Annotated in this window: 20 protein-coding genes; 13 read left to right on the top strand and 7 right to left on the bottom strand. The window is 71.8% G+C overall.

All coding sequences use genetic code 11. From position 1 onward, the window contains the following. Positions 1–83 precede the first annotated feature (83 nt). Genes ACFQS1_RS01320 through ACFQS1_RS01310 form a run of 3 tightly spaced genes read left to right on the top strand, consistent with a single transcriptional unit; the run spans position 84 to position 2,873 of the window. Positions 84–743, top strand: coding sequence for a response regulator transcription factor (locus tag ACFQS1_RS01320; RefSeq protein ID WP_378963986.1), 660 nt, complete (start codon positions 84–86; stop codon positions 741–743). A gap of 40 nt (positions 744–783) precedes the next feature. Further along, a complete protein-coding gene (locus ACFQS1_RS01315) occupies positions 784–2,085 on the top strand; it encodes a sensor histidine kinase (RefSeq protein WP_378964624.1) in 1,302 nt (433 codons plus the stop codon). 44 nt (positions 2,086–2,129) lie between these two features. Continuing rightward, positions 2,130–2,873, top strand: coding sequence for a YcnI family copper-binding membrane protein (locus tag ACFQS1_RS01310; RefSeq protein WP_378963985.1), 744 nt, complete (start codon positions 2,130–2,132; stop codon positions 2,871–2,873). A gap of 280 nt (positions 2,874–3,153) precedes the next feature. Here ACFQS1_RS01310 and ACFQS1_RS01305 read toward each other — a convergent pair whose 3' ends face one another. The 3 genes from ACFQS1_RS01305 to ACFQS1_RS01295 all read right to left on the bottom strand — a co-directional run bounded on the left by ACFQS1_RS01305 (position 3,154) and on the right by ACFQS1_RS01295 (position 6,620). Then, positions 3,154–4,812: a family 43 glycosylhydrolase gene (locus ACFQS1_RS01305; protein WP_378963984.1), complete on the bottom strand. Its 1,659-nt coding sequence runs from the start codon at positions 4,810–4,812 to the stop codon at positions 3,154–3,156. A gap of 129 nt (positions 4,813–4,941) precedes the next feature. Further along, positions 4,942–5,910, bottom strand: coding sequence for a polysaccharide deacetylase family protein (locus ACFQS1_RS01300; protein WP_378963983.1), 969 nt, complete (start codon positions 5,908–5,910; stop codon positions 4,942–4,944). 440 nt (positions 5,911–6,350) lie between these two features. Next, entirely contained in the window at positions 6,351–6,620 is a 270-nt protein-coding gene (locus ACFQS1_RS01295; RefSeq protein WP_378963982.1) for a DUF2277 domain-containing protein, read from the bottom strand. An 88-nt stretch (positions 6,621–6,708) separates the two neighbouring features. On the opposite strand from ACFQS1_RS01295, the gene ACFQS1_RS01290 reads away from it, so the two are divergent. After that, positions 6,709–7,095 (top strand): DnaJ family domain-containing protein, encoded by a 387-nt coding sequence (locus ACFQS1_RS01290; RefSeq protein WP_378963981.1) that lies wholly within the window; start codon positions 6,709–6,711, stop codon positions 7,093–7,095. A 30-nt stretch (positions 7,096–7,125) separates the two neighbouring features. Here ACFQS1_RS01290 and ACFQS1_RS01285 read toward each other — a convergent pair whose 3' ends face one another. Then, complete coding sequence (locus ACFQS1_RS01285) at positions 7,126–8,739, bottom strand: DUF6114 domain-containing protein (RefSeq protein WP_378963980.1); 1,614 nt, start codon at positions 8,737–8,739, stop codon at positions 7,126–7,128. Between the two features lie 101 nt (positions 8,740–8,840). Beyond that, positions 8,841–9,452 (bottom strand): DUF6230 family protein, encoded by a 612-nt coding sequence (locus ACFQS1_RS01280; protein ID WP_378963979.1) that lies wholly within the window; start codon positions 9,450–9,452, stop codon positions 8,841–8,843. A gap of 393 nt (positions 9,453–9,845) precedes the next feature. On the opposite strand from ACFQS1_RS01280, the gene ACFQS1_RS01275 reads away from it, so the two are divergent. After that, entirely contained in the window at positions 9,846–11,921 is a 2,076-nt protein-coding gene (locus ACFQS1_RS01275) for a transglycosylase domain-containing protein (RefSeq protein WP_378963978.1), read from the top strand. Positions 11,922–12,076: 155 nt separating this feature from the next. Here ACFQS1_RS01275 and ACFQS1_RS01270 read toward each other — a convergent pair whose 3' ends face one another. After that, the gene (locus ACFQS1_RS01270; RefSeq protein WP_378963977.1) at positions 12,077–12,595 is read right to left on the bottom strand and encodes a hypothetical protein; all 519 of its coding nucleotides are present in this window, start codon (positions 12,593–12,595) and stop codon (positions 12,077–12,079) included. A 35-nt stretch (positions 12,596–12,630) separates the two neighbouring features. On the opposite strand from ACFQS1_RS01270, the gene ACFQS1_RS01265 reads away from it, so the two are divergent. The 3 genes from ACFQS1_RS01265 (at position 12,631) to ACFQS1_RS01255 (ending at position 14,353) form a co-directional block, all read left to right on the top strand. Next, a complete protein-coding gene (locus ACFQS1_RS01265) occupies positions 12,631–13,008 on the top strand; it encodes a VOC family protein (protein ID WP_378963976.1) in 378 nt (125 codons plus the stop codon). Between the two features lie 114 nt (positions 13,009–13,122). Beyond that, positions 13,123–13,683 carry a TetR/AcrR family transcriptional regulator gene (locus ACFQS1_RS01260; protein ID WP_378963975.1) on the top strand — a complete coding sequence of 187 codons (561 nt, stop codon included), beginning with the start codon at positions 13,123–13,125 and terminating at the stop codon, positions 13,681–13,683. A 4-nt stretch (positions 13,684–13,687) separates the two neighbouring features. Further along, positions 13,688–14,353, top strand: a complete 666-nt coding sequence (locus ACFQS1_RS01255; RefSeq protein WP_378963974.1) for a lysophospholipid acyltransferase family protein — start codon at positions 13,688–13,690, stop codon at positions 14,351–14,353. Here the strand turns inward: ACFQS1_RS01255 and ACFQS1_RS01250 are convergent, their stop codons facing one another. Continuing rightward, a complete protein-coding gene (locus ACFQS1_RS01250) occupies positions 14,354–15,295 on the bottom strand; it encodes a DUF4037 domain-containing protein (RefSeq protein WP_378964622.1) in 942 nt (313 codons plus the stop codon). It abuts the gene before it with no gap. 134 nt (positions 15,296–15,429) lie between these two features. Here ACFQS1_RS01250 and ACFQS1_RS01245 point away from each other — a divergent pair, with 134 nt between their 5' ends. The 5 genes from ACFQS1_RS01245 (at position 15,430) to ACFQS1_RS01225 (ending at position 23,400) form a co-directional block, all read left to right on the top strand. Next, entirely contained in the window at positions 15,430–16,395 is a 966-nt protein-coding gene (locus ACFQS1_RS01245; RefSeq protein ID WP_378963973.1) for an SGNH/GDSL hydrolase family protein, read from the top strand. A gap of 169 nt (positions 16,396–16,564) precedes the next feature. Next, complete coding sequence (locus tag ACFQS1_RS01240; protein ID WP_378963972.1) at positions 16,565–18,004, top strand: hypothetical protein; 1,440 nt, start codon at positions 16,565–16,567, stop codon at positions 18,002–18,004. Positions 18,005–18,075: 71 nt separating this feature from the next. After that, positions 18,076–18,858, top strand: coding sequence for an FAD binding domain-containing protein (locus tag ACFQS1_RS01235; protein WP_378963971.1), 783 nt, complete (start codon positions 18,076–18,078; stop codon positions 18,856–18,858). Continuing rightward, positions 18,855–21,617: a molybdopterin-dependent oxidoreductase gene (locus ACFQS1_RS01230; protein ID WP_378963970.1), complete on the top strand. Its 2,763-nt coding sequence runs from the start codon at positions 18,855–18,857 to the stop codon at positions 21,615–21,617. Before ACFQS1_RS01235 ends, ACFQS1_RS01230 begins: the two co-directional genes overlap by 4 nt. A gap of 607 nt (positions 21,618–22,224) precedes the next feature. Then, the gene (locus ACFQS1_RS01225; RefSeq protein ID WP_378963969.1) at positions 22,225–23,400 is read left to right on the top strand and encodes an alginate lyase family protein; all 1,176 of its coding nucleotides are present in this window, start codon (positions 22,225–22,227) and stop codon (positions 23,398–23,400) included. Positions 23,401–23,404: the final 4 nt, after the last annotated feature.

Below are 23,404 nucleotides of genomic sequence, written 5' to 3'. Positions count from 1 at the left end.
TGCCACCAAGACTGCGTCGCGAGCGCTGTGACGTCGCTGAGAGCTTCCCCTAGGGGTGGCTCCCCACGTGTAAAGGTAGTCCCGTGCGGTTGCTGGTGGTGGAAGACGAGGCGCGCCTGGCGGCGGCGCTGCAGCGCGGGCTGCAGGCGGAAGGTTTCGCGGTGGACGTGGCCGGCGACGGCCAGGACGGTCTCGAGATGGCCCGTCACGGCGGGTACGACGCGATGATCCTGGACGTCATGCTGCCCCGGCTGAGCGGCTATCGGGTGGTGCGCCAGCTGCGCGCCGAGCGCAACTGGGTGCCGGTGCTGATGCTCTCGGCCAAGGACGGCGAGTACGACCAGGCCGACGGCCTCGACTGCGGGGCCGACGACTACCTGACGAAACCTTTCTCGTACATCGTGCTGCTCGCCCGCCTGCGGGCGCTGCTGCGCCGCGGCGCCCACGAGCGCCCGCCGGTGCTCGCCCACGGCGACATCGAGCTCGACCCGGCCGAGCGCCGCGTGCTGGTTTCCGGCTCCGAGGTGGTCCTCACCACCCGCGAGTTCGCCCTGCTGGAGTACCTGATGCGCCGCCCGGGCGAGGTGGTCAGCAAGATCGAGCTGCTCGACCACGTGTGGGACGCCGCCGTCGAGACCGCGCCCAACGCGGTCGAGGTGTACGTGGGATACCTCCGCCGCAAGATCGGCCGCGAGCGCCTCGAGACCGTGCGCGGCGCCGGCTACCGCCTGTCGGGCGGCTGACGTGCGCCGTCCCCGCGAGTTCAGCCTGCGGTCCCGGCTGGTGTGGCTCACCGTCATGGTGGTCACCGCCGGCCTGGCCGTCGGCCTCTTGCTGCTGGTCGGCGTGCTCAACTACGCCCTGCTGCGCGCGGTCAACGCCGAGGCCCTCGACACCGCCACCAGCGTCGCGAAGCTCGTCGACCAGCACCAGCTCAGCCAGCCCATCCCGGTCAACCCGGCCATGCAGGTCCAGGTGATCGACGACCAGCAGCGGGTGGTGGCCGTCTCGGCCGGCGCCGACCGGCTCATCCCGATGCTGCACGACGACGAGCTGCGCGCGCTCTCCGACGGCGAGGTCACCGAGATCCCCGGCGACCGGATCGGCCTGGAGGGCAACGCCCGCGTGGTGATGAAGGTGGCCGGCCCGCCCAGCGAGCCGGTCCGCGTGCTGGTGGCCCGCTCGACCGACGACCTCAGCCAGGGCGTGCACATCCTGCGGGTCACGCTGCTGGTCGCGTTTCCGCTGCTGGTCGGCATGCTCGCGGTCGTCATGTGGCGGATCCTGGGCGCCGCGCTGCGTCCGGTCGACGCGCTGCGGGCCGGCGCCGAGGAGATCACCGGCGGCACCCGGCACGGCCGGCTGCCGCTGCCGGAGTCGCGCGACGAGATCTACCGGCTCGCCGTCACGCTCAACGGCATGCTCTACCGGCTCGACTCCGCCCGCGCCCGGCAGCGGGCGTTCGTCGCCGACGCCGCGCACGAGCTGCGCAGCCCGCTGACCAACATGCGCACCGAACTCGAGGTCGCCCAGCGCCTGCCCGACACCGACTGGCCGGCACTCTCGGCCGACCTGCTGACCGACGTCGGCCGGCTCAGCCGCCTCGTCGACGACCTGCTGCTGCTCGCCCGCTCCGACGACGCCGCCCCGCCCGGCCGGCTCGCCGACGCCGACCTCGACGGCGTGGTCGCCGACGTCGCGTCGCGCTACGAAAATGTCTGCTACGAGCGGCCGGCCGAGCCGGTGCGGGCCACGGTCGAGCCCGACGCGATCGGCCGGGTCGTGGCCAACCTGATCGACAACGCCGAGCGGCACGCCCGGTCGCGGGTCACCGTGGAGGTGGCCGACGAGGGCGAATATGCGCGGATCACCGTGCGTGACGACGGCCCCGGCATCCCGCCCGAGGACCGCGAGCGGGTCTTCGACCGGTTCACCCGCCTCGACGACGCCCGCGCCCGGGACGCCGGCGGCACCGGGCTGGGCCTGGCGATCGTGCGCGAGCTGGTGCGCCGGCACGGCGGCACGGTCACGCTGGGCGACGCGTCACCCGGCCTTCGCGTGGACGTGCGCCTGCCCGTCACCTGAAAGTTTCGGGGGAACTTTCCCGGCGCCCGCGCCGACCAACGAACGTGCGAACACTCATCAAGCGATCCGTCCTCGTGGCCGCCGTCGTGGGCGGCCTCACCCTCGCGCTGGCCGTCCCCGCGTCCGCGCACGTCACCGTGAACCCCAGCACCGCCACCCCCGGTGGCTACGCCAAGGTGACTTTCCGCGTCCCCACCGAAAGTGACACGGCGAGCACCACCAAGGTCGAGGTGAACCTGCCCGCCGACAAGCCGGTCGCCTCGGTCTCGATCAAGCCGGTCCAGGGCTGGACCGCGGTCGCGGTGAAGTCCAAGCTCGCCACCCCGATCAAGGCGCACGACACCGAGATCACCGAGGCCGTCTCGAAGATCACCTGGACCGCCGACGCGAACGCCGCGGTCAAGCCCGGCCAGTTCCAGGAGTTCGACGTCTCGCTCGGCCCGCTGCCCGACTCCGGCCAGATGGTGTTCAAGACGCTGCAGACGTACTCCGACGGCTCGATCGTCCGCTGGATCGACGAGCCGACCACCGACGGTTCCGAGGCCGAGCACCCCGCCCCCGTGCTCAAGCTCGCCGCCGCGACCGCACCGGCCGCCGCCGCGCCGGCTCCCGCCGAGAGCGCCGGCGAGTCGTCCGACGGCCCCGACGCGTACGGCATCGCCGGGCTCGTCGCCGGCCTGATCGCCCTGGTGCTGGCGCTGTTCGCGGTGTGGCGGGCGGGCCGCAGGGCCGGGCCCGCCTCGCCTGCGGCCTCGGACAAGGAGAAAGTTTCCGCCGGCAAGGCGTGATTCTTTCGCATCCGCATCGGTACGGGCGACGGAAAAGTCACCGGCGTGGCGGACGGCCCGGGCGGCCCATCAGGCCGTCGCGGGCCGTCCGGCCGTGTGGTGGGCCGGCCTGGCTTTCACGGCTGGGCCCCGGCTCTACTGCTGGCCCCCGGCTCTACGGCTGGGCCCCGGCTCTACGGCTGGGCCCCGACCGCTCGATCGCGGTCTCGCAGCGGGCCGGTGACCAGCTGCTGGCTCCACGGCTGGGCCCAGGGGGATTGCCGCGCCGCGGCGGCCGGGCTCACGGCGTGGCCAGGTAGGCCGGCATCTCGTGCCCGTCCTGGCTGACCAGCCCGCCGGTCGCGGTCCCGTCCGGGCTCACCAGCCCGCCGGTCACGATGCGCCACGGCCCGCCGGGCAGCGCCCGCCCGCTCCGCGTGTTCACCACCCGGTAGTAGCCGTCCCCGGCGTGCTCGAAGCGCCACCACCCCGCCATGGCATGCGTGCGTCCGGCGTCGGCGATCAGCACCTCGCCCACCGGCTGGAGGCGGAACTGCTGGCACGCCGAACCGTTCGCGGCAACCGTCCGCACGAGGTCGCCGGTGCACGCCGCCGGCTGCAGGACCCGCCCGTTGAGCTTGCTGCGGATCACCGCCCAGCCGTCGCCGGCCGGGTCGATCGCGAACTGCTGGCAGTCGTTGTGCAGCCAGCCCCACTGCGCCACCCGCGCCCCGTCCGCGTCGACCCACGCCGCCACCTCGGCGACCTTGTTGCTGAACCGGTTGCCCAGGCTCACGTACCCCGGGTCCCGCTCGTCGAGCCGCCACTGCGCGCACGGGCCGCCGGGCCCGGCGGCGAGGGCGATGTCGGCGCCCTCGTAGCCGCACGACGGGTTGGCGACGACCCGGCCGTCGGTCCGGCTCACCATCGTCATGTACGCCGGCCCGTGCCCGACCGCCCGGCTCCCGGTCAGCGGGTCGCCGAGCGACGGCCAGCCGCCGGTCCAGCGCAACGGCCGCACACTCAACTTCGGCGCGCCGTCGTCGTCCAGGTCGTAGTAGTGGTGCACGGAGAAGTTGCCGTAGACGTCGCCGCCGCCGGGCCCGCGGAATTCGTTGTAGCCGCGCAAAACTTCGCTGCCGCCGCCGGAAAGCATCGGCGTCCCAGCCCGGTCCACATAGGGCCCGTTCACCCGGGTGGCCCGGCCGACCACGACCCGGTAGTCGCTGTCCACCCCGCGACAGCAGTAGTCGAAGCTCGCGAACAGATAGAAGAACTTTCCGTGCCGCACGATCGAGGCGCCCTCGATCGAAGCTCCGCCGCGCGAGGCGAGCGAGACCAGCTCCGGATCCCCGGCCAGGCCGGTGGCCGGGTCGAGGCGCCGCATCTTGATCCCGTCCCAGAACGAGCCGAATGCCAGCCACGGCTGTCCGTGGTCGACGATCACCTCGGGGTCGATCGCGTTGAAGTCGTCGCCCGCGCCCGACCGCAGCACCATGCCGCGATCCACCCACCCGTAGTCCGGGCTGGCCGGGTCGAGCGTGCGGTTGGTGGCCAGCCCGATCACCGAGTTGTTCGTCCCGAACGAGGAGGCCGCGTAGTACAGCCGGAACTCGCCGTGGAGATAGCTGATGTCGGGCGCCCAGAAGTCGCCCGGCGTGGTCCCCAGCTCGCCGGCGACCCATGCCGGCGGCGTGCTGAACACCGGCCCGAGGAACTCCCAGTGCACCAGGTCGGCGGACCGCCGCATCGGCAGGTAGGTCCGCGTCCCGATGTCGCCGGTGATGAAGCTGTAGTAGTACCGCCCCTGCCGGATCACCGTGGGATCGTGCGCGACGGGATCGCCGGCCACCCGCCCCGCGGGTTTCGTGCCGTGCGCGACCGCCTGCCCCGGCATCACCGCCCCGGATCCGACGATCAACAGCAAGACGGCGTACGCCCGGCAGAAAGCTCTCCGCATCCGCTGATCGTTGTCAATGTCCCGCGGAAACACCAGACGTTCGCCGCCGGATCCGGAAATTTTCGCGGCCCCGGACGCGAGGCGCGGCGGCCCCGTGGACCGCCGCGCCCGTCACTTGCACGTACGGGATCAGGTCACACTGCAGGAGACCGACGGCCACGTCCAGTTCCCGTTGGTCTGGATCGTGAGACCCCAGTTGTTGCCGCTGCCGTTCGGTTTCGCGATCAGCACCTGCGAGCTGGGGTAGCTGGCCGAGATGTTCCAGGTGGTCATGATCCGCTCGGGGTAGGGGACGTTCATCGTCACGGTCCACGAGTTGGACCCGGTCACCGAGACGTTGAGGTTGTAGCGGTCGCCCCACGCGGAGCCGGCCGACAGCGACGCGGTGCAGCTACCGCCGCCACCGCCGCCGCCACCGCCGCTACCGTCCGGGGCCACGGCCCGGCCGGTCGTCGGCGAGATCATGCCGGCGCACAGGTTCTTGCTGGCGAGCGTCTGCGCGATGCGCGGGATCGCGGCGAGCGTGTTCCCCGGCCACTCGTGCATGAGGATGATCTGCCCGTTGCTCAGGCGGGCGTTGGCGTTGACGATCGCGTCGACGCTGGCGTTGTTCCAGTCCTGCGAGTCGACGTCCCAGATGATCTGGGTGAGGCCGTATTTCGCCTCCACCGACTGCAGGGTGCCGTTGGTCTCGCCGTAGGGCGGCCGGAACAGCCTGGGCGTCCCGCCGCCGGCGTTGGCGATCGCGCTCTGCGTACGCGAGATCTCCGAGTCGATCTGGGCCTGGCTCTGCTGCACCAGGTGCGGGTGGGTGTAGCTGTGGTTGCCCACCCACATGCCCGCGTCGACCTGCGCCCGCACCTGTGCCGGATAGGCGGCCGCATACTGGCCCTCGTTGAACATCGTGGCCCGCAGCCCGTTGGCGCGCAGCGCGTTCAGGATCGCGGGGGTGTGGTCGTTGGACGGCCCGTCGTCGAAGGTGAGCCCGACGTACCCGTTGCAGGTGGCGGCCTGCGCGGGGGCCTGGAGGGCGGCGAGCGTGCTCGCCACGGTGAGCGCGGCGACGGCCATCCCGGTGAGAAGGGAACGCTTTTTCATAGGTCACCGGCCCGGGTCCGGTGGGAGGTGATCGCCGTGCCGGCGCCCGGCCGGAGGAGCGTGGCCGTGACCAGCGCGGCCGCGCGGGCCGGAGGTCGGATCGCGCCGCGTCCGCGGCGCCTCGGGGGAGCGTCCATGACACGCTTCTTTCTCGTGACGGCCGGCCAGGGAGGAGCCGGCGTTACGGTCTGACGCCGGCGCGCGGCAGCGGCCGGCCGGGGACGGGCAGCCTGCATCGAGCCGGCTGGTGGCGGCCGGCTCGAGGGCAGGGTGATGGAGGCCGTCACGGGGGCGGCGACCTCGCTCGATCGCCGGGTCAGGGGACGACCCGGATCGACGTCATCGAGTCGCGTCGATGGCGCCAGTATTGGCCCGCGCGCGCCGTCGTGTCAACAACTTCCGGTGAGTGACCGAAACTTTCGGACACCCGCGGCGATAGTTCAGGAGGCGTAGCGCCGCTCGGCCCGCGCGCGGGCCTTCGCCGCCTCGACCTCGCGATTCTTCGGCGGGGCGGTGGTCACGAGGGCGCCCAGCAGATCGGCCGTGGCCGCGGCGACGGCCGCCACCGCCTGGTCGAAGGCCTCCTGATTGGCCTGGGACGGGCGGGTGGCGCCGGCGACCTTCCGCACATATTGCAGGGCGGCGGCCTGGATCTCCTCGGCGGTCGCCGGCGGGTCGAAGTTGTGCAGTTGGTGGATGTTGCGGCACATCGCGTCGGTCCTCCTCGCTGGACTGCGGCCCAACCTACGCCCCGCGGCCACGGGAGCCGGGGCGGAGGCGAAACTACACTGGGAAAGCATGGTGCACTGGTACGAGTCGTCGATCGACCGGCAGCTGCGCGAGGCCCGGGAGCGCGGCGAGTTCGACAACCTCGAAGGGGCCGGCAAGCCGCTGCGCGGCCACGGCGGGGAGTACGAGGAGGACTGGTGGGTCAAGGACTGGCTCGCGCGTGAGGGCGCGACCGCGGGCGTGGTCCCGCCGACGCTCGCCCTGCGCCGCGAGGTGGAGGACGCCGAGGCCCGCGCCGACCGGATGACCACCGAGCGCGAGGTCCGGGAGTACGTGGCCGACCTCAACGAGCGCATCCGCAAGGCGAACGTGGGCCTCATGGACGGGCCGCCTGTGGTGCTGCGGCCCCGCGACCCCGACGAGGTGGTCGCGGGCTGGCGGGAGCGGCGCGGCTGACCAGCCCTGCACCCTCGAGCCGCCGTGCGGCTAGCCCTGCACCCGCAGCGGATCGCCGGTGAGCGTGTCGCAGCGGACGAAGGACAGCTGGATCTTCGCGTCGGTGAACCAGAGGATCGGCAGCGTCAGCGGCGGCGGCCGCTCGGGAGTGAAGACCACCGGGATGATGCCGAAGAGCTTGCCCTCGAACCGGGAGGTGTAGAACTTCACGGTCCCGGTGGTGGTGAGCGTCTTGCTCGTGATCTTCGTCTGGCTGCCGTTGGGCTCGTCGATGGTCAGGCTGAACGGCTTGTTCACGGCCTTGTCCATGGTGAACTTCAGCGCCTTGTACGACCCGCCGCCGGCCGTCGGCATGTCGACCACGCCGTCGTAGGTGGAGTCGTACATCGTCAGCGAGTCGACCTCCATGACGCCGGGTTTCTTCGCCACCGTGGGGATGTCGTCGGGGCTGGCGACCTTGCCGTAGACGCGGGGGCCGAGGCAGGGGATCTCGTCGTCGGTGGCGCTGGGCTCCGCCGCCTTCGCCCCGTCCGCCTTCTTGGTGGGGCCGGCGGCCGGCTCGGTGGTCTTGGCGGGGCCGGCGGCCGGCTCGGTGGTGGCGGTGGGGTCGGCGGCCGGCTCGGTGGTGGCGGGCTCCGACGATGCCTGCGACGTGCTGGGAGCCGGCGACTCCTCGTCGCCGATGCCGAGCAGATTGCTGACGCCGTCGACGATGTTCTCGATCCCGTCGGTGATCGGGTTGCCGCCGTCCTTGGCCGGGGCGGTGGTGGGGGCGGCGGTCGTCTCCCCGGCGGTGGGCTCGGCCGCCTCGGTGGTCTTCCCGGCGCCGGGGCTGGCCGGCTTCGGCGAGTCGTCGTCCGCGGCGGGGGTGGTGGGCTCGGTCGTGGGCCGGGCCGTCGCCGGCGACGACGAGGCGGCGACCGATCGCGACGGCAGCCCTTCCGGGCACTCGGCCGCGCTGGCCTGCAGACTGGCGCCGGCCACGATCGTCGCGGTGACCGCGACCGGAACCAGCCCGAACGCGATGACCCGCCGGCTGCGCGCCGGCCCTTTCCGGCCGGCGCGGCGGGAGATGCCCGGCGGCACCGCGGCGAAGAGGGCCGGCCGCACCTGCTGCTCCTCGTGCGGCCGGTCGTCGTGCCCGGCGATCTCGATCTGCTGGGTCTCCTCGACGTCCTCGCGGCTGCCGTCGTCGAAGATGTCGTCGCCGACGTCGGCCGGCTCGTCCTGCTGGTGGTCGGTGGGCTCGTCGGTCGGCGGGGCGGCGTGGCCCTGGCCGGGCCGGTCGCGCGGCGGCCCCCAGGCGATGACCAGGGCGCCGCCGAAGATGCCGAGCAGCATGCCGATGACGAAGCCGCCGAGGTTCAGCCCGAGAAACGTGTACAGCGCGGTCAGCAGCGCCACGATGCCGTAGAAGAGCCGCTGGGCCGGGGTGAACCAGGCGAGCAGGCCGCACATCAGCAGGATCAGCGGCAGCAGGTAGGACAGGAAGCCCTGCGGGCCGAGGTGGACCTCGACGCCGCCGAGGGCCAGGTTGGCGCTGAGGTAGAGCTCGACCGCCGACAGAATCAGGAGCAGGCCGCCCCAGAACGGGCGGTGCCGCCGCCAGCGGCGGAACTTGCCCCAGAAGTTGTCGGTCGCCACGAGATCCTCCGCGTTTCCGCAATGCCGCGATGGTAGAAAAGTGAGGGGGATTGAACACGAACAGGGCTCGCGGGACAAACCCGCGAGCCCCACGTGTCAGCTCAGAAACATTCCGTGCCGTCGCCGATGTGCAGCTTGAGCGACATGCCGCTCAGCTTGAACGTCGACGCCGACGTCGAGTACGCCTTCTGGTGCAGGTCGGTGATGGTCACCGACTTGGCACCCTGGCCGAAACCGCCGGCCGCGCCGTGGCTCGCCGCGCCGTCCTGGTTCAGCGTCGAGGCGTCCTGCCCGATGTTGATGTCGGTGAACGTCGCGTCACCGCTCAGCTCGGACATGCCGATGAGCAGGTCCTGTGCCTCGACCGGACGATCCGAGTCCTTGCCGGCTTCGATGCGGAGGACGACCGGCCCGACCGCCACGGTCTGGCAGAGGTTGTAGATCTTCGCGGACTTGATGCCCGACATCGCGGCCGGGATCTTCTTGCTCGGGTCGGCAGTGTCGAGCACGCCGCTGTACTGCGTGAAGCCCTGGCCCTCGAGCCGGTCGGCGGAGAGCTTGAACTGGGTGCCCGACACCGAGAAGCTGGCAGCGAGGGCGCCCGACGCCACGCCGAACACCAGCGCACCCGCGACCACGGCGGGCACACCTGCCGCGACAGCGAACCGGCGCCAGTTGGTGCGCCCCTCCGCCGCGTCTAGCGAATCCTTCACGGATCCTCCTATGGAAGTCAGACGGCTCGCAGGGCCTCACCGCCATGGGCTCGCATCGACGGGCGACCCTGTCGATCAACCGCCAGCAGAGAGGTTCGTCGATGCCGTCGTTTAACGTGCGGGAAATGTTGCCGCCCCTGCTCAGCGGTTACAAGTGCCAGAGCTACCAGTCAGTAACCCAGGTCACGGAAAAGTGATCACGCACAGTGACCTTGGTCATGAGATCCGCCGGATTTCGCGGCTTAATCTGGACAGAAGCGTGCTCGAAGCACGGTGTGACGGTCACCACGTGTAAGGGACCCCGGAAAGTTACGGATCGGTAACGAAACCCAGGGACATCTCAGATTCCGGTGCTACCGACTAGAAGGTCTGACCGATGAAGGGATCTTGACGATGACACGGGAGACGCGGGGCGGGGCACTGGCCCGCCTCAGCGGCGTGCTGATCCTCGTCGGCGCTCTCGTCGGCGTCGCGGCGATCCCGGCCGGGGCCGTCCTGATCTCCGCCGCGCACTGGTCCGAACAGCAGCGCGCCGAGCTGCCCGAGCAGCTCCTGGACCCGCCCACGGCCCAGGTCACCAGGGTCTACGCGAACGACGGCAAGACGCTGATCACCACGTTCTACGACGAGGACCGGCACGACGTCGCGCTCGGCCAGATCGCCCCCGTGATGCAGCAGGCGATCGTGGCCGCCGAGGACGTCCGCTACTACCAGCACGGCGGCGTCGATCTGAAGGGCGCCGTCCGCGCGCTGGTCACCGACGCGCGCAGCGGCGAGGCCGAGCAGGGCGCCTCGACGCTGACCATGCAGGTCGTCCGGAACGTCCTCAAGGAGGACCCGACGCTCACCGCCGCCGAGCGCGCCGGCGCGACCGCCGACACCCCCGCTCGCAAGCTCAAAGAGGTCCAATACGCGATCGAGCTCGAGCAGCGGCTCACCAAGCAGCAGATCCTGCAGAACTACCTCAACATCGTGTACTTCGGCGACGGCGCCTACGGCGTGGAGGCGGCATCGCGGCGCATCTTCGGAGTCCCGCCGTCCCGCCTCGACCTCGCGCAGGCCGCCATGATCGCCGGCATCGTGCAGTCGCCCGACGCCGACAACCCGATCAGCGGCGACAGATCCAAGGCCAAGGCCCGGCAGCTGTACGTGCTGGGAGCGATGCGGAAAGCCGGGATGATCACCGAGGCGCAGCGGAAGGCGGCCGCCGCCGAGAAGCTGACGTTCTCCGGCCGATCCCAGCCCAACGGGTGCGTGGACGCCTCCGGCAAGACCAACGGCTGGGGCTTCTTCTGCGACTACGTACGCAGCTGGTTCGACGCGCAGCCGCAGTTCGGCAGGACCGCCACCGCACGCGACACCGCCCTGCGCCGCGGCGGCTACACCATCGTCACCACGCTCGACCCGGACGTGCAGCGCGCCGCCGCCGAGCAGTCCCGCGCCGTCTACGGCCTGAACAACAAGAAAGTTTTGCCGATCGCGGTGGTGCAGCCCGGCACCGGCAAGGTCCTGGCGCTCGCGGTCAACCGGCACTACAGCACCGCGAAGGGCACCTCGAACACAGTGAACCCGCTGGTCAGCGGGGGCCCCAGCCTGCACGGCTACCCATCCGGCTCGACCTTCAAGTTGTTCACCATGCTCGCCGCGCTCGAGGCCGGCATGCCGCTGGACACCGGCTTCGACGCGCCGGCCAAGCTGCCCACCGAGTGGCCCGACAACGGCCCGGACAGCTGCGGCGGCAAGTACTGCCCCGGCAACAGCAACCCCGCCTGGATGGACGGCTACCGCACCATGTGGAGCGCGTTCGGCCGCTCGGTGAACACGTACTTCGTGCACCTGGAGGAGCAGGTGGGCCCGGCCGCCGCGGTCGCCGAGGCCAAGAAGCTCGGGATCAGCTTCAGCTCCCGGTCCGACGCCGCGCTGGCCGCCGAGCCGGACGGCTGGGGCTCGTTCACCCTCGGCGTCGTCGACACCACCCCGCTCGAGCTGGCCTCCGCGTACGCCGCCGTGGCGAGCGAGGGCGTCTACTGCTCGCCGCTCCCGGTCCAGTCGATCACCGGCCCCGACGGCGGGAAGGTCGCCGTCTCGTCCAGCTGCCGGCAGGTCCTCGACCCCGAGGTCGCCCGCGCGGCCACCGACGCGGCCCGCTGCCCGGTCGGCCAGCAGAGCACGTACGGCAAATGCGACGGCGGCACCGCCACCCAGGTCGACTCGATCATGGGCGGACGGCCGGTGGCCGGCAAGACCGGCAGCACCGAGGACAACCGCACCGAGACGTTCGTCGGCTTCACCCGCACAGCGGTGGCGGCGGGCATCGCGGCCGACCCGGTGACCCCGTCCGACCACGTCGGCAGCGCGGTCGAGTCCCAGGTGGTCACGGCGGTCGGCCGTACGCTGAAAATCGCCGTCGGCGACGGCGACTATCCCGGGTTCACCGCGCCCGGCGCCGGGATCGCGCTGGGCGGCTGAGCAGCTCGTCGTCGGCGACCGCCTCCGGGCCCGCCACGATGCCCGCTTGAGCGGGATGTGCCGGGTCGGCCGCTTGAGCGGCCGCGCCTGAGTGCGCCGCCCCGGCGCTCACGTGAGTGGCGGCAGCCGCTGCGTCGGACGGGGACGCCGCGACGTCAGCGCTGCAGCGGGCTCGGCATCGGCTCGGGCCGCAGGCCCCGGCCCAGCGCGTCGGCGATCTCGTCCCGCCGGCGCAGGGCCGCGCGCCAGCCCACCACCTGCTGGGCGACCCCGGGCTGCCCCGTAGCGGTGGCCTCCACCGTCCACGGGCGACGGAACAGCACGCGCGCGACGACCGACACCGCCAACAGGAGCAGGACGATCACCAGGTCGAGGACGAGCAACAGAAGCGGCAGCAGCACCCACCAGAACAGCGCGGCAGCCAGCACGAAGGCGATGAGGACGAAAACGATCGCCGCGATCTCGTCACCCAGCCCGGAGCCGCCACCGCCACCGCCGGAGCTGGGCATGTTGCCGCCCACCTCGAGGGCGCCGTCGACCACGTCGCCCGAGGTGCCGGTGCGCTTCGAGCGCCAGCCGCCGAAACGCCGCGCCAGGGCCCGCCAGCGCGGCGCCCACACGACCCGGACGCGCCACGCGGTGCCCGAAGGCGCCGTCACGGTGACAGTTCGCATGCCGCCACGGTAAAGGTCGGCGACAATCGGGAGTCATGCCCATCGGCCGACTTCACCACGTCATCCTCGACTGCCCCGAGCCGCTCGCCCTGGCCTCCTTCTACAGCGAGCTGCTCGGCACGCCGATCACCTACTCCGACGACGACTTCGCCGTGGTCGCCGCGAACGACCACACCTCGGGCCTGGCCTTCCAGCGCTCCCGCGACCAGCGCCCGCCCACCTGGCCCGACCCCGCGATCCCGCAGCAGATCCACCTGGACGTGATGGTCGACGACCAGGCCGTCGCCCACGAGCGCGTGCTGGCGCTGGGCGCGACCCCGCTCCCGGGCGGCAACCACGTCTACGCCGATCCGGCCGGCCATCCGTTCTGCCTCATCCCCCGGCCCGGCTGGGCCCCACCGGTCGGCCAGTAGCCGTCACGCCGGCCCGGACCGCGCAGTAGCCGCCAACCTTCGCCCCACTACCCGGAACACCAGTCGCCCGGCAAGCGGTAGACAGTGTCTACGCGACGGTGGTAGACACTGTCTATGCAACCGGGGGATCTGGAAACGCGGCTCGTCGCCGCGGGGGTCGAGCTGCTGGCCGAGGCCGGCACCGACGCGCTGTCGCTGCGCGAGATCGCCCGCCGGGCCGGGGTCTCGCACGGCGCGCCGCGGCGCTACTTCCCGACGCATCAGGCTCTCCTCGCGGCGATCGCGCGCGAGGGATACCGCAAACTCGGCACGGTGGTCGCCGAGACGATCGGCGAGAGCGGCGCGCAGCCGCGCGCCGCGTTGCTCGCGCTCGCCCGCCGATACGTGGACTTCGCCAGGAACGAGCCCGGAATGTTCGCGCTGATGTTTCGCCACGATCTGCTGCGCGGCAACAACATCGGGTTGCGCGAGCAGAGCACGCCACTTTTCGGCGTACTCGTGAAACTGCTGACGCAAGCGCGCCTGGCGCAACCCACGGCCGGCGCCGCGGCGCTGTGGGCGGCCCTGCACGGCATCGCCCAGCTCTGGCACTGGGGAACGCTGCAGGTGGTCACCGGTTTCGACACGCCGGAACCGCTGCTCGTGGCCGCCGTCGACGCTCACCTGAAGGGCTGACGCCATGCTCGCCGCCGCCCTCCGGCCGATGCTGCTGCCGATCTCGCGGATCGCCTTCCGTCCCGAGGTGCACGGCGCCGCCAACGTTCCGCGCACCGGGCCGGTCATCCTGGCGGCCAACCATCTGTCTTTCGTGGACAGTTTCCTGATCCCGCTCCTGACACCGCGCCGCGTTTCTTTCCTGGCCAAGGCGGAATACTTTCGCGCCGGCGGCCCGAAACAATGGGTGACCCGCACGTTCATCACCGGCATCGACGCGATTCCGGTGCCGCGCGGCGGCTACCGGGCTGCGCAGGAGTCGCTCGAGGTCGCGCTGCGGGTGCTCGAGGCCGGCGGCGCCTTCGGCATCCACCCCGAGGGCAGCCGCTCGCGCGACGGCCGGCTCTACCGCGGCCGCACCGGCGTCGGGTGGCTGGCGATCGCCTCGGGCGCGCCCGTGGTGCCGGTCGCGCTGCTCGGCACCGACCGGATCCAGCCGGTCGGCGCAAGTTTCCCCAAACCCGGGAAAGTCACCGTGCGGTTCGGCGAGCCGATGCGCTTCGGCCCTCCGCCGGACGGGCGGCCCGGCCCGGCCCGGCGCGCCGCCACCGACGAGATCATGGCCGCCATCGCGAAACTTTCCGGCCAGGAGGTGGCGGCGGAGTACAACGAACTTTCCGGCGGACGATGACTATCCCAGGCCGAGCAGCAGCCCGGCGGCGCGGAAACGTTCCGTGTTGCCGAGGATGTCGGTCGAGTCGACGGCCTGGTCGATCGTGCCGGGCAGCTTGGGGATCTGCTGCCGGCGGCCGGCCCGGCCGACGACCCCGAGCAGCACGGGATCGGTGATCTCCGCGGTCAGCGCCACGGTGAAGCGGTCGCCGGCCAGCACCCGGATGTCCCGCGTGTAGAACGGGCGCGGCGACGGGTCCAGCTCCGGGCACAACCCGAGCGCGTTGGTCGCCGCCGCGAGCGTGCTTCCCGCCGTACAGATCATCTCCTCGCGCTCCCGCCAGCCCTCCGCGGCCATCGCCGCCCGCAGCGGCGCCGCCAGCGTCGCGGCGAGCGAAAGCTCGCCGAAAGCCCGGCCGAACCATTTCGCGTACGGCGCCCAGCGCCGCTCCACCAGGAACGCGAGCCGCATCAGCTCCCGCGCGAGCCGCGCCGCCAGGATCCGCGACCCGATCTCGTCGCCGGCGGCGCCGGTGCGCGCGACGAACGCCTCCTCCTGGGAGACCTTCAACCACCCCGCCGCCAGCGCATAGCGCCAGACGTCGTCCGGATACCACGCGATCGCCGCCCGCCGGTTCGCCAGCTCGCCGTCCGGGTCGTGGAAGACCGCGCCGCGGGTGAGGCTGGCGAAAATTTGCGTTGGTGTGAGCAGCCAGTCGGCGACGGTCACGCCGTCGGCCGGGTCGAAGCCGAGCAGCGCCGCGAAGAACTCGCCGGCACTTTCGTGGCCGGGACCGAATATCTGCACCCGCTCCCCGAAGTCGTGGTCGGGCGAGACCTCGTCGTCGTACCCGAGCACTTCGGATCCGGGGCCTAGCAGCGCCGCCGCGTGCCGCACCCCGCGCAACCCCGGCGCCACCGACGACAGGTAGTACCGCCGCGAAATTTCCACCCCGTTCATGACCACAGAAGTAGCACCTCCGGACGGAAAGTGCGTCTTCGGTTGCGAACCCGGGTGAAACGTCAGAGCGCGCACCACCGCGACCGATACGACAGGCCGACGCCGATCCAGCGTCGATCTCGAAGGAGAGGTTCGTGAAGATTTCGGCGAGGCGCCTCACCGTGGCGCTGGCAGTGCCGCTGCTCCTTCTCGGCGCCGGCCCGGCGCAGGCCCGGGCCGAACGGCCGGTCCGCGAGGCAGGCAGCCCCGCCCAGGTCATGCCGCTGGGCAGGGCGAGCGGCCCCGTCCGGATCATGCCGCTCGGGGACTCGATCACCTGGGGCGTCGGCTCCACCAGCAACGACTCCTACCGCAGCGCGCTGTTCTGGCGGCTCAGCCGGGCCGGCGTGCAGGCCGATCTCGTCGGCTCGCAGCACACCGGCACGTCGCGCGACCCCGACCACGAAGGGCACAAGGGCTGGACGATCGCGCAGCTCGCCGAGCATGTCGACGACTGGCTCGCCACCTACGAGCCGGACGTGATCCTGCTGCACATCGGCACCAACGACATGGTGCGCGGCAACCGGAACGCCGCTCGCGACCTCGACCGGCTGCTCGACCGGATCGCCGCCGACCGGCCCGGGGCGCAGGTCTTCGTCGCGAAGATCGTCGGCCTCGGCGACTACTCGGACGCCGCTGCCCAGCGGTGGCGGACCACCGGCTACAACGAGGCGGTCGCCCGGATCGTCGCCACCAAGGGCCCGGACTTCCACCTCGTCGACCAGAGCGACGTGCGCGGCATCGACATGTGGAACCGGGAGCACCCCAACGACTACGGCTACCAGAAAATGGCGTGGAACTGGTACGTGGCCCTGGAATCCGTCCTCGGCGGCGAAGCCGCGTGGCCCGCCGCCGACGACCCGTACCGCGCGAGCTTCGGCTACCGCTGCATTCAGCGGTCGGGGCTGGGCCGTGCCGCGGAGGGCTGCCATACCTGGTACCGGCAGGCCGGCCTGGGCTGGCGGCTCCCGGTGCCGGTCAAGCAGCGCTACCAGGTCAAGGTCAAGGGCAAGGTGGTCAGCCGGGTGCGGACCGTCACCCGCTGGATCGTGGCCTCGTAGCGGTCCATATCCGCCGAGGGTGGCCCGCGCGCCGTGAAGTCTCCCGGGTGGCGGCCGGAAAGTTTCCCGTCACCCGGGCCCCGCGCGCCGCGGCTGGCGGCGGGTCGCCGCCGGAAAGTTTCCCGGCATTCCGGCCCGCGCGCCGCGAACTCTCGCCGACGATGAGGACATGGGTCGGCTGCTGCGGGTCGAGGGGCTGGTGCCGGTCACCGGGGCGGTGGCTTTCCTGCTGCTTTTCGGGCGTCTCGGCGGTGCCGGCGACCCGTCGCCCGCCGCCGCGTGGGTCGGTCTGGGCGTTCTGGTCGCGCCCGCGATCATGGTGTACGCGCATCGCGGCGCCGCGGCCTGGGCCGGAGTGCTCGCCGCGGTGGTGTGGACGTCGCTCGCCCAGACCGCGTCGGCGGCGCTGGTCGGCTGGGCGTACGCGTTGGTGGCCATCGCCCTCACCCGGCGTGACCGCTCCCCGGTGGCCGCCATGGTCCCTCGCCGCCAGCCGCCGGCACCCGCCGGCCTGCCGCACGTCGCCGTGCCCGCCGAGGTCGCCGGCTTGACCCTGATGACGCTGGCCATGGCAACTTTCGTGGCCGTGCTGCTGCGATACGCGGGCCCGCCGTGGATCACCGGCGTGATCGCGGCCTTCGGGCTCGGCTGCGCGTTGGCCGCCCGCGTCCTCACCCACCGTGCGCGGCTGCGGCAGCTGTTCGCCACTCCGCAGCCCGTGCACGAGGTCCGCGTCGTCGAGCAGATGGGCCACGTGCACGTGCTCCTGCCGCACCCCGGCGGGCTGGTCGCGAAGGAATTCGCCTTCGACGTCGCCGAACCGGCCTGGACCGGGGAGGGCGAGGCGAGAACGCGGCCGGGGACGCTCTACGGCGAGCCGCGACCGGGCGCGTGGTGCGCGGTCGAGGTCGAGGGGCGCATCCATGTGCCGGTCGGACCGGTCGGCGACGTGATCGAGGTGGCCTACGACGTGGTGCAGGGGCTGCCGCGCGAGATCGAGGACGACGAGGAGCAACTGGTCGACCCCGACGCGCTGCGGCCGGCCGACCGCGGGGCGGACGCCTTCGAGCCGCGCGAGCACCGGATCGCGCCGCAGCGCGCGTGGGCGGCAACTGTCGCGATCGGTTTCGGCGCCGCGCTGGCCGCCGGCGAGCTCGCGGGCATCGCGGGCGCCGACCCGGCGGTGCTGGCGCCGGTCGCGGCGGTGGCGGGCGCTTTCGGGTACGAGTTCGGGTGGCGCACCCAGCTGCGCCCGCGCCTGCGGTGGCACGCGGGCGGCGTGGCCGCGATCGGCTTCAGCGGGCCCGATCGGCAACCGTGGGCGACCGACAGCGCGGTGGTGCACGACGACGCCGGGACGGTGCTGCTCACCGCGGGCGAGGCGGTGCTGACCGTGCCGGTGCCGCCGCCCTGGCCCTCGCCGGAGAGCCAGCGCAGTGCCGACGAGCTGGTGGCCGCGTTGCGGGACGCGCGCAGCCAATCCCTCGCGATCAGCCCGCTGCCGCCGCCGCCCGAGATCGTGGTGCCGCGCCGGCCGCTGGCCCTCTACGCCGCGTGGCTGGTCTCCGTCGCGCTCACGCTGCTGATCCTGCTTCCCGCAACGATCTGACGAACCTTTCCGCAAGGTTGGAAACAACCTTCCCGCAAAGATCGGAAACAACGGGCGCGTAACGTACGAACGTGGATCTGAACACTGTCGCCGAAGTGATCAGCCCGGCCGGGGTCGGCCAGTGGCGCCCGGGCGACGCGTGGCTGGGCGGCGGGACGGTCCTGTTCTCCGAGCCACGGCCGCATCTGACCCGGCTGCTCGACCTCACCGTCGCCGGCTGGCCCGCCCTGACCGCGGGCGCGGACGAGCTGGAGATCGCCGCCACCTGCACCATCGCCGAGCTTGCCAGCAGCGGCTACGACATCGTCTCGCGCTGCTGCCACGCGTTCCTCGCGTCCTTCAAGATCTGGAATGTTGCCACCGTGGGCGGAAACTTGTGCGCCGCGTTGCCGGCCGGGCCGATGACCGCGCTCGGGGCCGCCCTGGACGGCACCTGCCTGCTGCTGAGCCCGTCGGGATCACGGAAGGTTCCGGTTCGCGACTTCGTGACCGGCGAGGGCACCACCGTGCTGGCCGAGGGCGAGCTGCTCAGGTCCGTCCACCTGCCCACGGACGCACTGGCCGCGCGGACGGCCTTCCGCCAGGGCTCACTGCATGCCAACGGCCGTTCGGGCGTGCTGCTGATCGGCCGGGTCACCGCCGGCGGTGGGCTGGTCATCACGGTCACCGCGGCCACCAAGCGGCCGCACGTCCTGAGTTTCCCGATGCTGCCGAGCGCCGAGGTCGTGCAGATCGCGCTCACCGAGCGCATCCCCGACGACGAGTACGTCCGCGACGTGCACGGCTCGCCGGCCTGGCGGCGGCACATGACCCGGCTCTACGCCGAGCAGATCCGCCGGGAGCTGTGCCCATGAGAATCAACGGACACGACCACGACCGCCCGCCCCGGCCGGGCCAGTGTCTGCGCACCTACCTGCGCGAGGAGGGCTGCTTCGGCGTCAAGAAAGGCTGCGACACCGGGGACTGCGGCGCGTGCACGGTGCATGTCGACGGCATGCCGGTGCACTCCTGTGTCTATCCGGCCTTTCGCGCTGTTTCGCGAAACGTGACCACCATCGAGGGCCTGGCCGGCGCCGACGACCTGCATCCGGCGCAGCGTGCTTTCCTCGACGCGCAAGGTTTCCAATGCGGGTTCTGCACCGCCGGTCTGATCATGACCACGGCCGCGCTCACCGACGACCAGCGCGCCGACCTTCCCCGCGCCTTCAAGGGCAACCTCTGCCGTTGCACGGGGTACCGCGCCGTTGCCGACGCGCTGGCCGGCGTCGTCAACGCGTCCGAGCCCTCGGCCGGGCCGGCCGTCGGCGCCAGCCTCGGCGCCCCCGCCGGGCCGCAGGTCGTCACCGGCGCCGCCCGGTACACGTTCGACCTCGACGTTCCCGGCGTGCTGCACATGAAGGTGGTGCGGTCGCCGCACGCGCACGCCCGGATCGTGGCGATCTCGGTGGAGGCCGCGCTGTCGGTGCCCGGCGTGGAGGCCGTCTTCACCCACGCCGACGCACCCAGCGCCCGCTTCTCCACCGCTCAGCACGAAAATGTCGCGGAGGATCCGGCCGACACGCGCGTGCTCGACGACGTGGTCCGCTTCGCCGGCCAGCGGGTGGCCGCCGTCGTCGCCACCTCGGAGGCCGCGGCCGAGGCCGGCTGCCGGGCGGTGACCGTCGAGTACGAGGTGCTCCCGGCCGTGCTGTCGCCCGAGGCCGCCATGGCGCCGGGCGCGCCCCTCGTGCACTCGTCGGTGCCGGGCAACGTGATCGGCCGGCTCGACGCCTCGATGGGCGACGTCGAGGCGGGTTTCGCCGAGGCGGACGCCGTCTACGAGGAAACTTTCCATACCGCCCGGGTGCAGCACGCCAGCCTCGAGACGCACGGCGCGGTCGGCTGGCTCGACGACGACGGCCGCCTGGTCATCCGCACCAGCTCGCAGACGCCGTTCCTCACCCGGCGCGCGGTCGCGTCCCTCTACGACCTGCCGCTCGACCGGGTGCGCGTGCTCGCCGGCCGGGTCGGCGGCGGTTTCGGCGGCAAACAGGAAATGCTTGTCGAAGACCTGGTCGCGCTCGCCGTGCTGCGGCTGCGGCGCCCGGTGAAGCTGGAGTACACCCGGGCCGAGCAGTTCACCTCCGCGACCACGCGGCACCCGTTCACCGTCACTCTCAAGGCCGGGGCGCGCCGCGACGGCACCCTCACCGCGATGCAGCTGCGGGTCGTGGCCGACACCGGCGCCTACGGCAACCACGGCCCGTCGGTGATGTATCACGGCTGCCACGAATCGCTCGCCGTCTACCGCTGCCCGAACAAGAAGACCGACGCGTACGCCGTCTACACCAACACCGTGCCGTCCGGCGCGTTCCGCGGCTACGGCCTGGGCCAGGTGACGTTCGCGGTGGAATCGGTGCTCGACGAACTCGCCCGCGAACTTTCGCTCGATCCGATCCAAATGCGCGAGGCCAATATCGTCCGGACGGGCGAGCCGCTCCTCGCCCCCGGCGACCACGTCGACGACCTTTTCATCGCCAGCTACGGCCTCGACCAGTGCCTGTCGCACATCCGCGATGCCCGGAAAATTTCCGACGACGTGCCGGAGGGCTGGTTCGTCGGCGACGGCACCGCGATCGCCATGATCGCGGCCGGCCCGCCCGGCGGCCACTACGCCGACGCCACCGCCACGCTCCGGCCCGGCGGCCGCTACGAGATCGCCGTCGGGACCGCCGAGTTCGGCAACGGCAGCACCACCGTCCACGCCCAGATCGCCGCGGACGCCCTGCACACCACGCCCGACCGGATCTGCATCCGCCAGTCCGACACCGACGTGGTCCGGCACGACACCGGCGGCTTCGCCTCCACCGGCGTGGTCGTCGCCGGCCGCGCCGTCCTCGAAGCCGCAACGGCCCTGTACGAGAAAATCCTCGCCGCCGGCGTCGCGCCCGACGCCCTGCCCGACGCCCTGCCCGCCGCCGCGCCCGACGGCTCACCCGGCGCCCTGCCCAACGGCCTGCTCGGCGCGGCGTCCGACGGCTTACCCGGCACCGCGCCCGACGGCCTTCCCGGCGTCGCGTCCGACGCCTCGCCCGGGGTCCCGGCTGACGCCTCGCCCTGGGTTCCGCCGGACTCGCTGGTCGGCCTTTCCGCGACCGGCCACTTCGACGGCACCCCGCGCTCGGTCGCCTTCAACGTTCAGTGGTTCCGGGTGGCGGTCGACCCCGACACCGGCGAGCTGCGGATCCTTCGCAGCGTCCACAGCGCCGACGCGGGCACCGTCATGAACCCGCTGCAGTGCCGCGGCCAGGTCGAGGGCGGCGTCGCTCAGGCCCTGGGCGCAACCCTCGCCGAGCACGTCGACATCGGACCGGGCGGCGAGGTGACCACGACCAGCTTCCGCCAGTACCACCTGCCCACCTTCGCCGACGTCCCGCGCACCGAGGTCCTGTTCGCCGACACCACCGACGAGATCGGCCCGCTCGGCGCCAAGTCGATGAGCGAGAGTCCGTTCAACCCGGTGGCCCCCGCGCTGGCCAACGCCCTGCGCGATGCCACCGGGGTCCGTTTCACCGATCTGCCCTTCACCCGGGACCGCATCTGGGAGGGCCTGCAGCGCTCCACCAGGAGTTAGCCGGAACTACTTCAACGCCACTTCGGCACCACCGGACCACCACGACACGCCGCCGGACCATTACGACACGCCGCCGGACCATTACGACACGCCGCCGGACCAGAACGACACCGCCGCGCCTGAACCACACGCCGCCGCGCCGGAACGGATAGTGCAGCCGACGGGCGACGGGCGCCGCGTCCGAATCTTGATGATGTGCCGCGCGCAGCGCGCGCCAACTCTTCAAGTCGCACCGCGATGGCGCCAACTTCTCAAGTCGCACCGCGATGGCGCCAACTTCTCAAGTCGCACCGCGACCGCGCCAAGTCCTCAAGTCGCACCCGCGATGGCACCAACTTCTCAAGTCGCACCACGATCGGTCATGGTGTCCGCGTCGGCCGCGTGGAGCGTTGCCACCGTGGTAGAGCGGTCGACTCGTACGGTATGAGGCTTTTGATGGTGGGCGGAAGCGGTTCCGGGAGCGGTGCCGAGCAGAGAGCGCTCTCTTGTTCCGGAACCTTTAAGGGAAACTTAAGTCGGTCGATGGCGGGTTGACCCGGTGGTCGGCGAGCGGGAACTGTTAACCCACTTTCCGGTTTCCCCATCCCCACTTTCCGGGAGCATCCCCATGCGCAGACGCGCCCTATTGGCGGCTTTCACGGCCTTGGTCGCGGCGGTCGGCGCCTTTGGCGCCCGGCTCGCGACCGCCGATGCCGCACCGATCAGTTTCAGTCATCCGGGCGTGCTGGTCAGCCGCGCCCAGCTGGACTTCGTCAAGGGCAAGGTGAACGCGGGCGCCGCGCCCTGGCTCGCCGCCTACAACCAGATGATGGCCAGCCGGTACGCCTCGCTCGCGCGCACCCCCAAGCCGCGGGCGACGGTCGAGTGCGGCTCCTACTCCAACCCCAACAACGGCTGCACCGACGAGCGCGAGGACGCGATCGCCGCCTACACCGACGCGCTGGCCTGGTACATCACCGGTAACACGGCCTACGCCCAGAAGTCGATCGCGCTGATGGACGCGTGGTCGGCGACGATCACCTCGCACACCAACAGCAACGCGCCGCTGCAGACCGGATGGGCCGGATCGGTCTGGCCGCGCGCCGCCGAGATCATCAAGCACACGTATGCGAGCTGGCCCGGCCAGGCGCGGTTCGCGACCATGCTGCGCACCGTCTACCTGCCGGTGGTGATCGCCGGAAGCTCCAGCAACGGCAACTGGGAGCTGTCGATGATGGAGGCCGCGGTCGGGATCTCGGTGTTCCTCGACGACAAGGCGAACTACGACCGGGCGATCACGCGGTTCAAGGCGCGGGCGGCCGCCTACATCTACGTCGCGGCGGACGGCGTGCAGCCGAAGTATCCGCCGGTCGGCAGCGTCGACACGCCGAGCGAGCTGATCTCCTACTGGCAGGGGCAGCGCACCTTCGTCGACGGTCTTTCGCAGGAAACTTGCCGCGACTTCACGCACACCGGCTATGGCATCTCCGCGATCAGCCACGTCGCGGAGACCAGCCGGATCCAGGGCGAGGACCTGTGGCCGTCGCTGCAGGAGCGGATGCGGCACGCGCTCGGTATCCACACCAAGTTCGAGAACGGCACGGCGGTGCCCTCGACCATCTGCGGCGGCGCCGTGACCAAGGGCCTCGGGCCGGTCACCGAGGTGGCCTTCAACGCGCTGCACAACCGGCTCGGGATCGCGATGACCAACTCGCAGCAGTACACCGAGTCGCATCGGCCGCAGGGGACGAACAACCTCTTCGTGGCCTGGGAAACGCTCACCCACGCCGGCAACCCCGCCTGATCGG

This window comes from Paractinoplanes rhizophilus, assembly GCF_042664765.1.
In the GTDB taxonomy this organism is placed as follows: Bacteria; Actinomycetota; Actinomycetes; order Mycobacteriales; family Micromonosporaceae; genus Actinoplanes; species Actinoplanes rhizophilus.
This window is presented reverse-complemented; position numbering and strand designations above follow the sequence as displayed.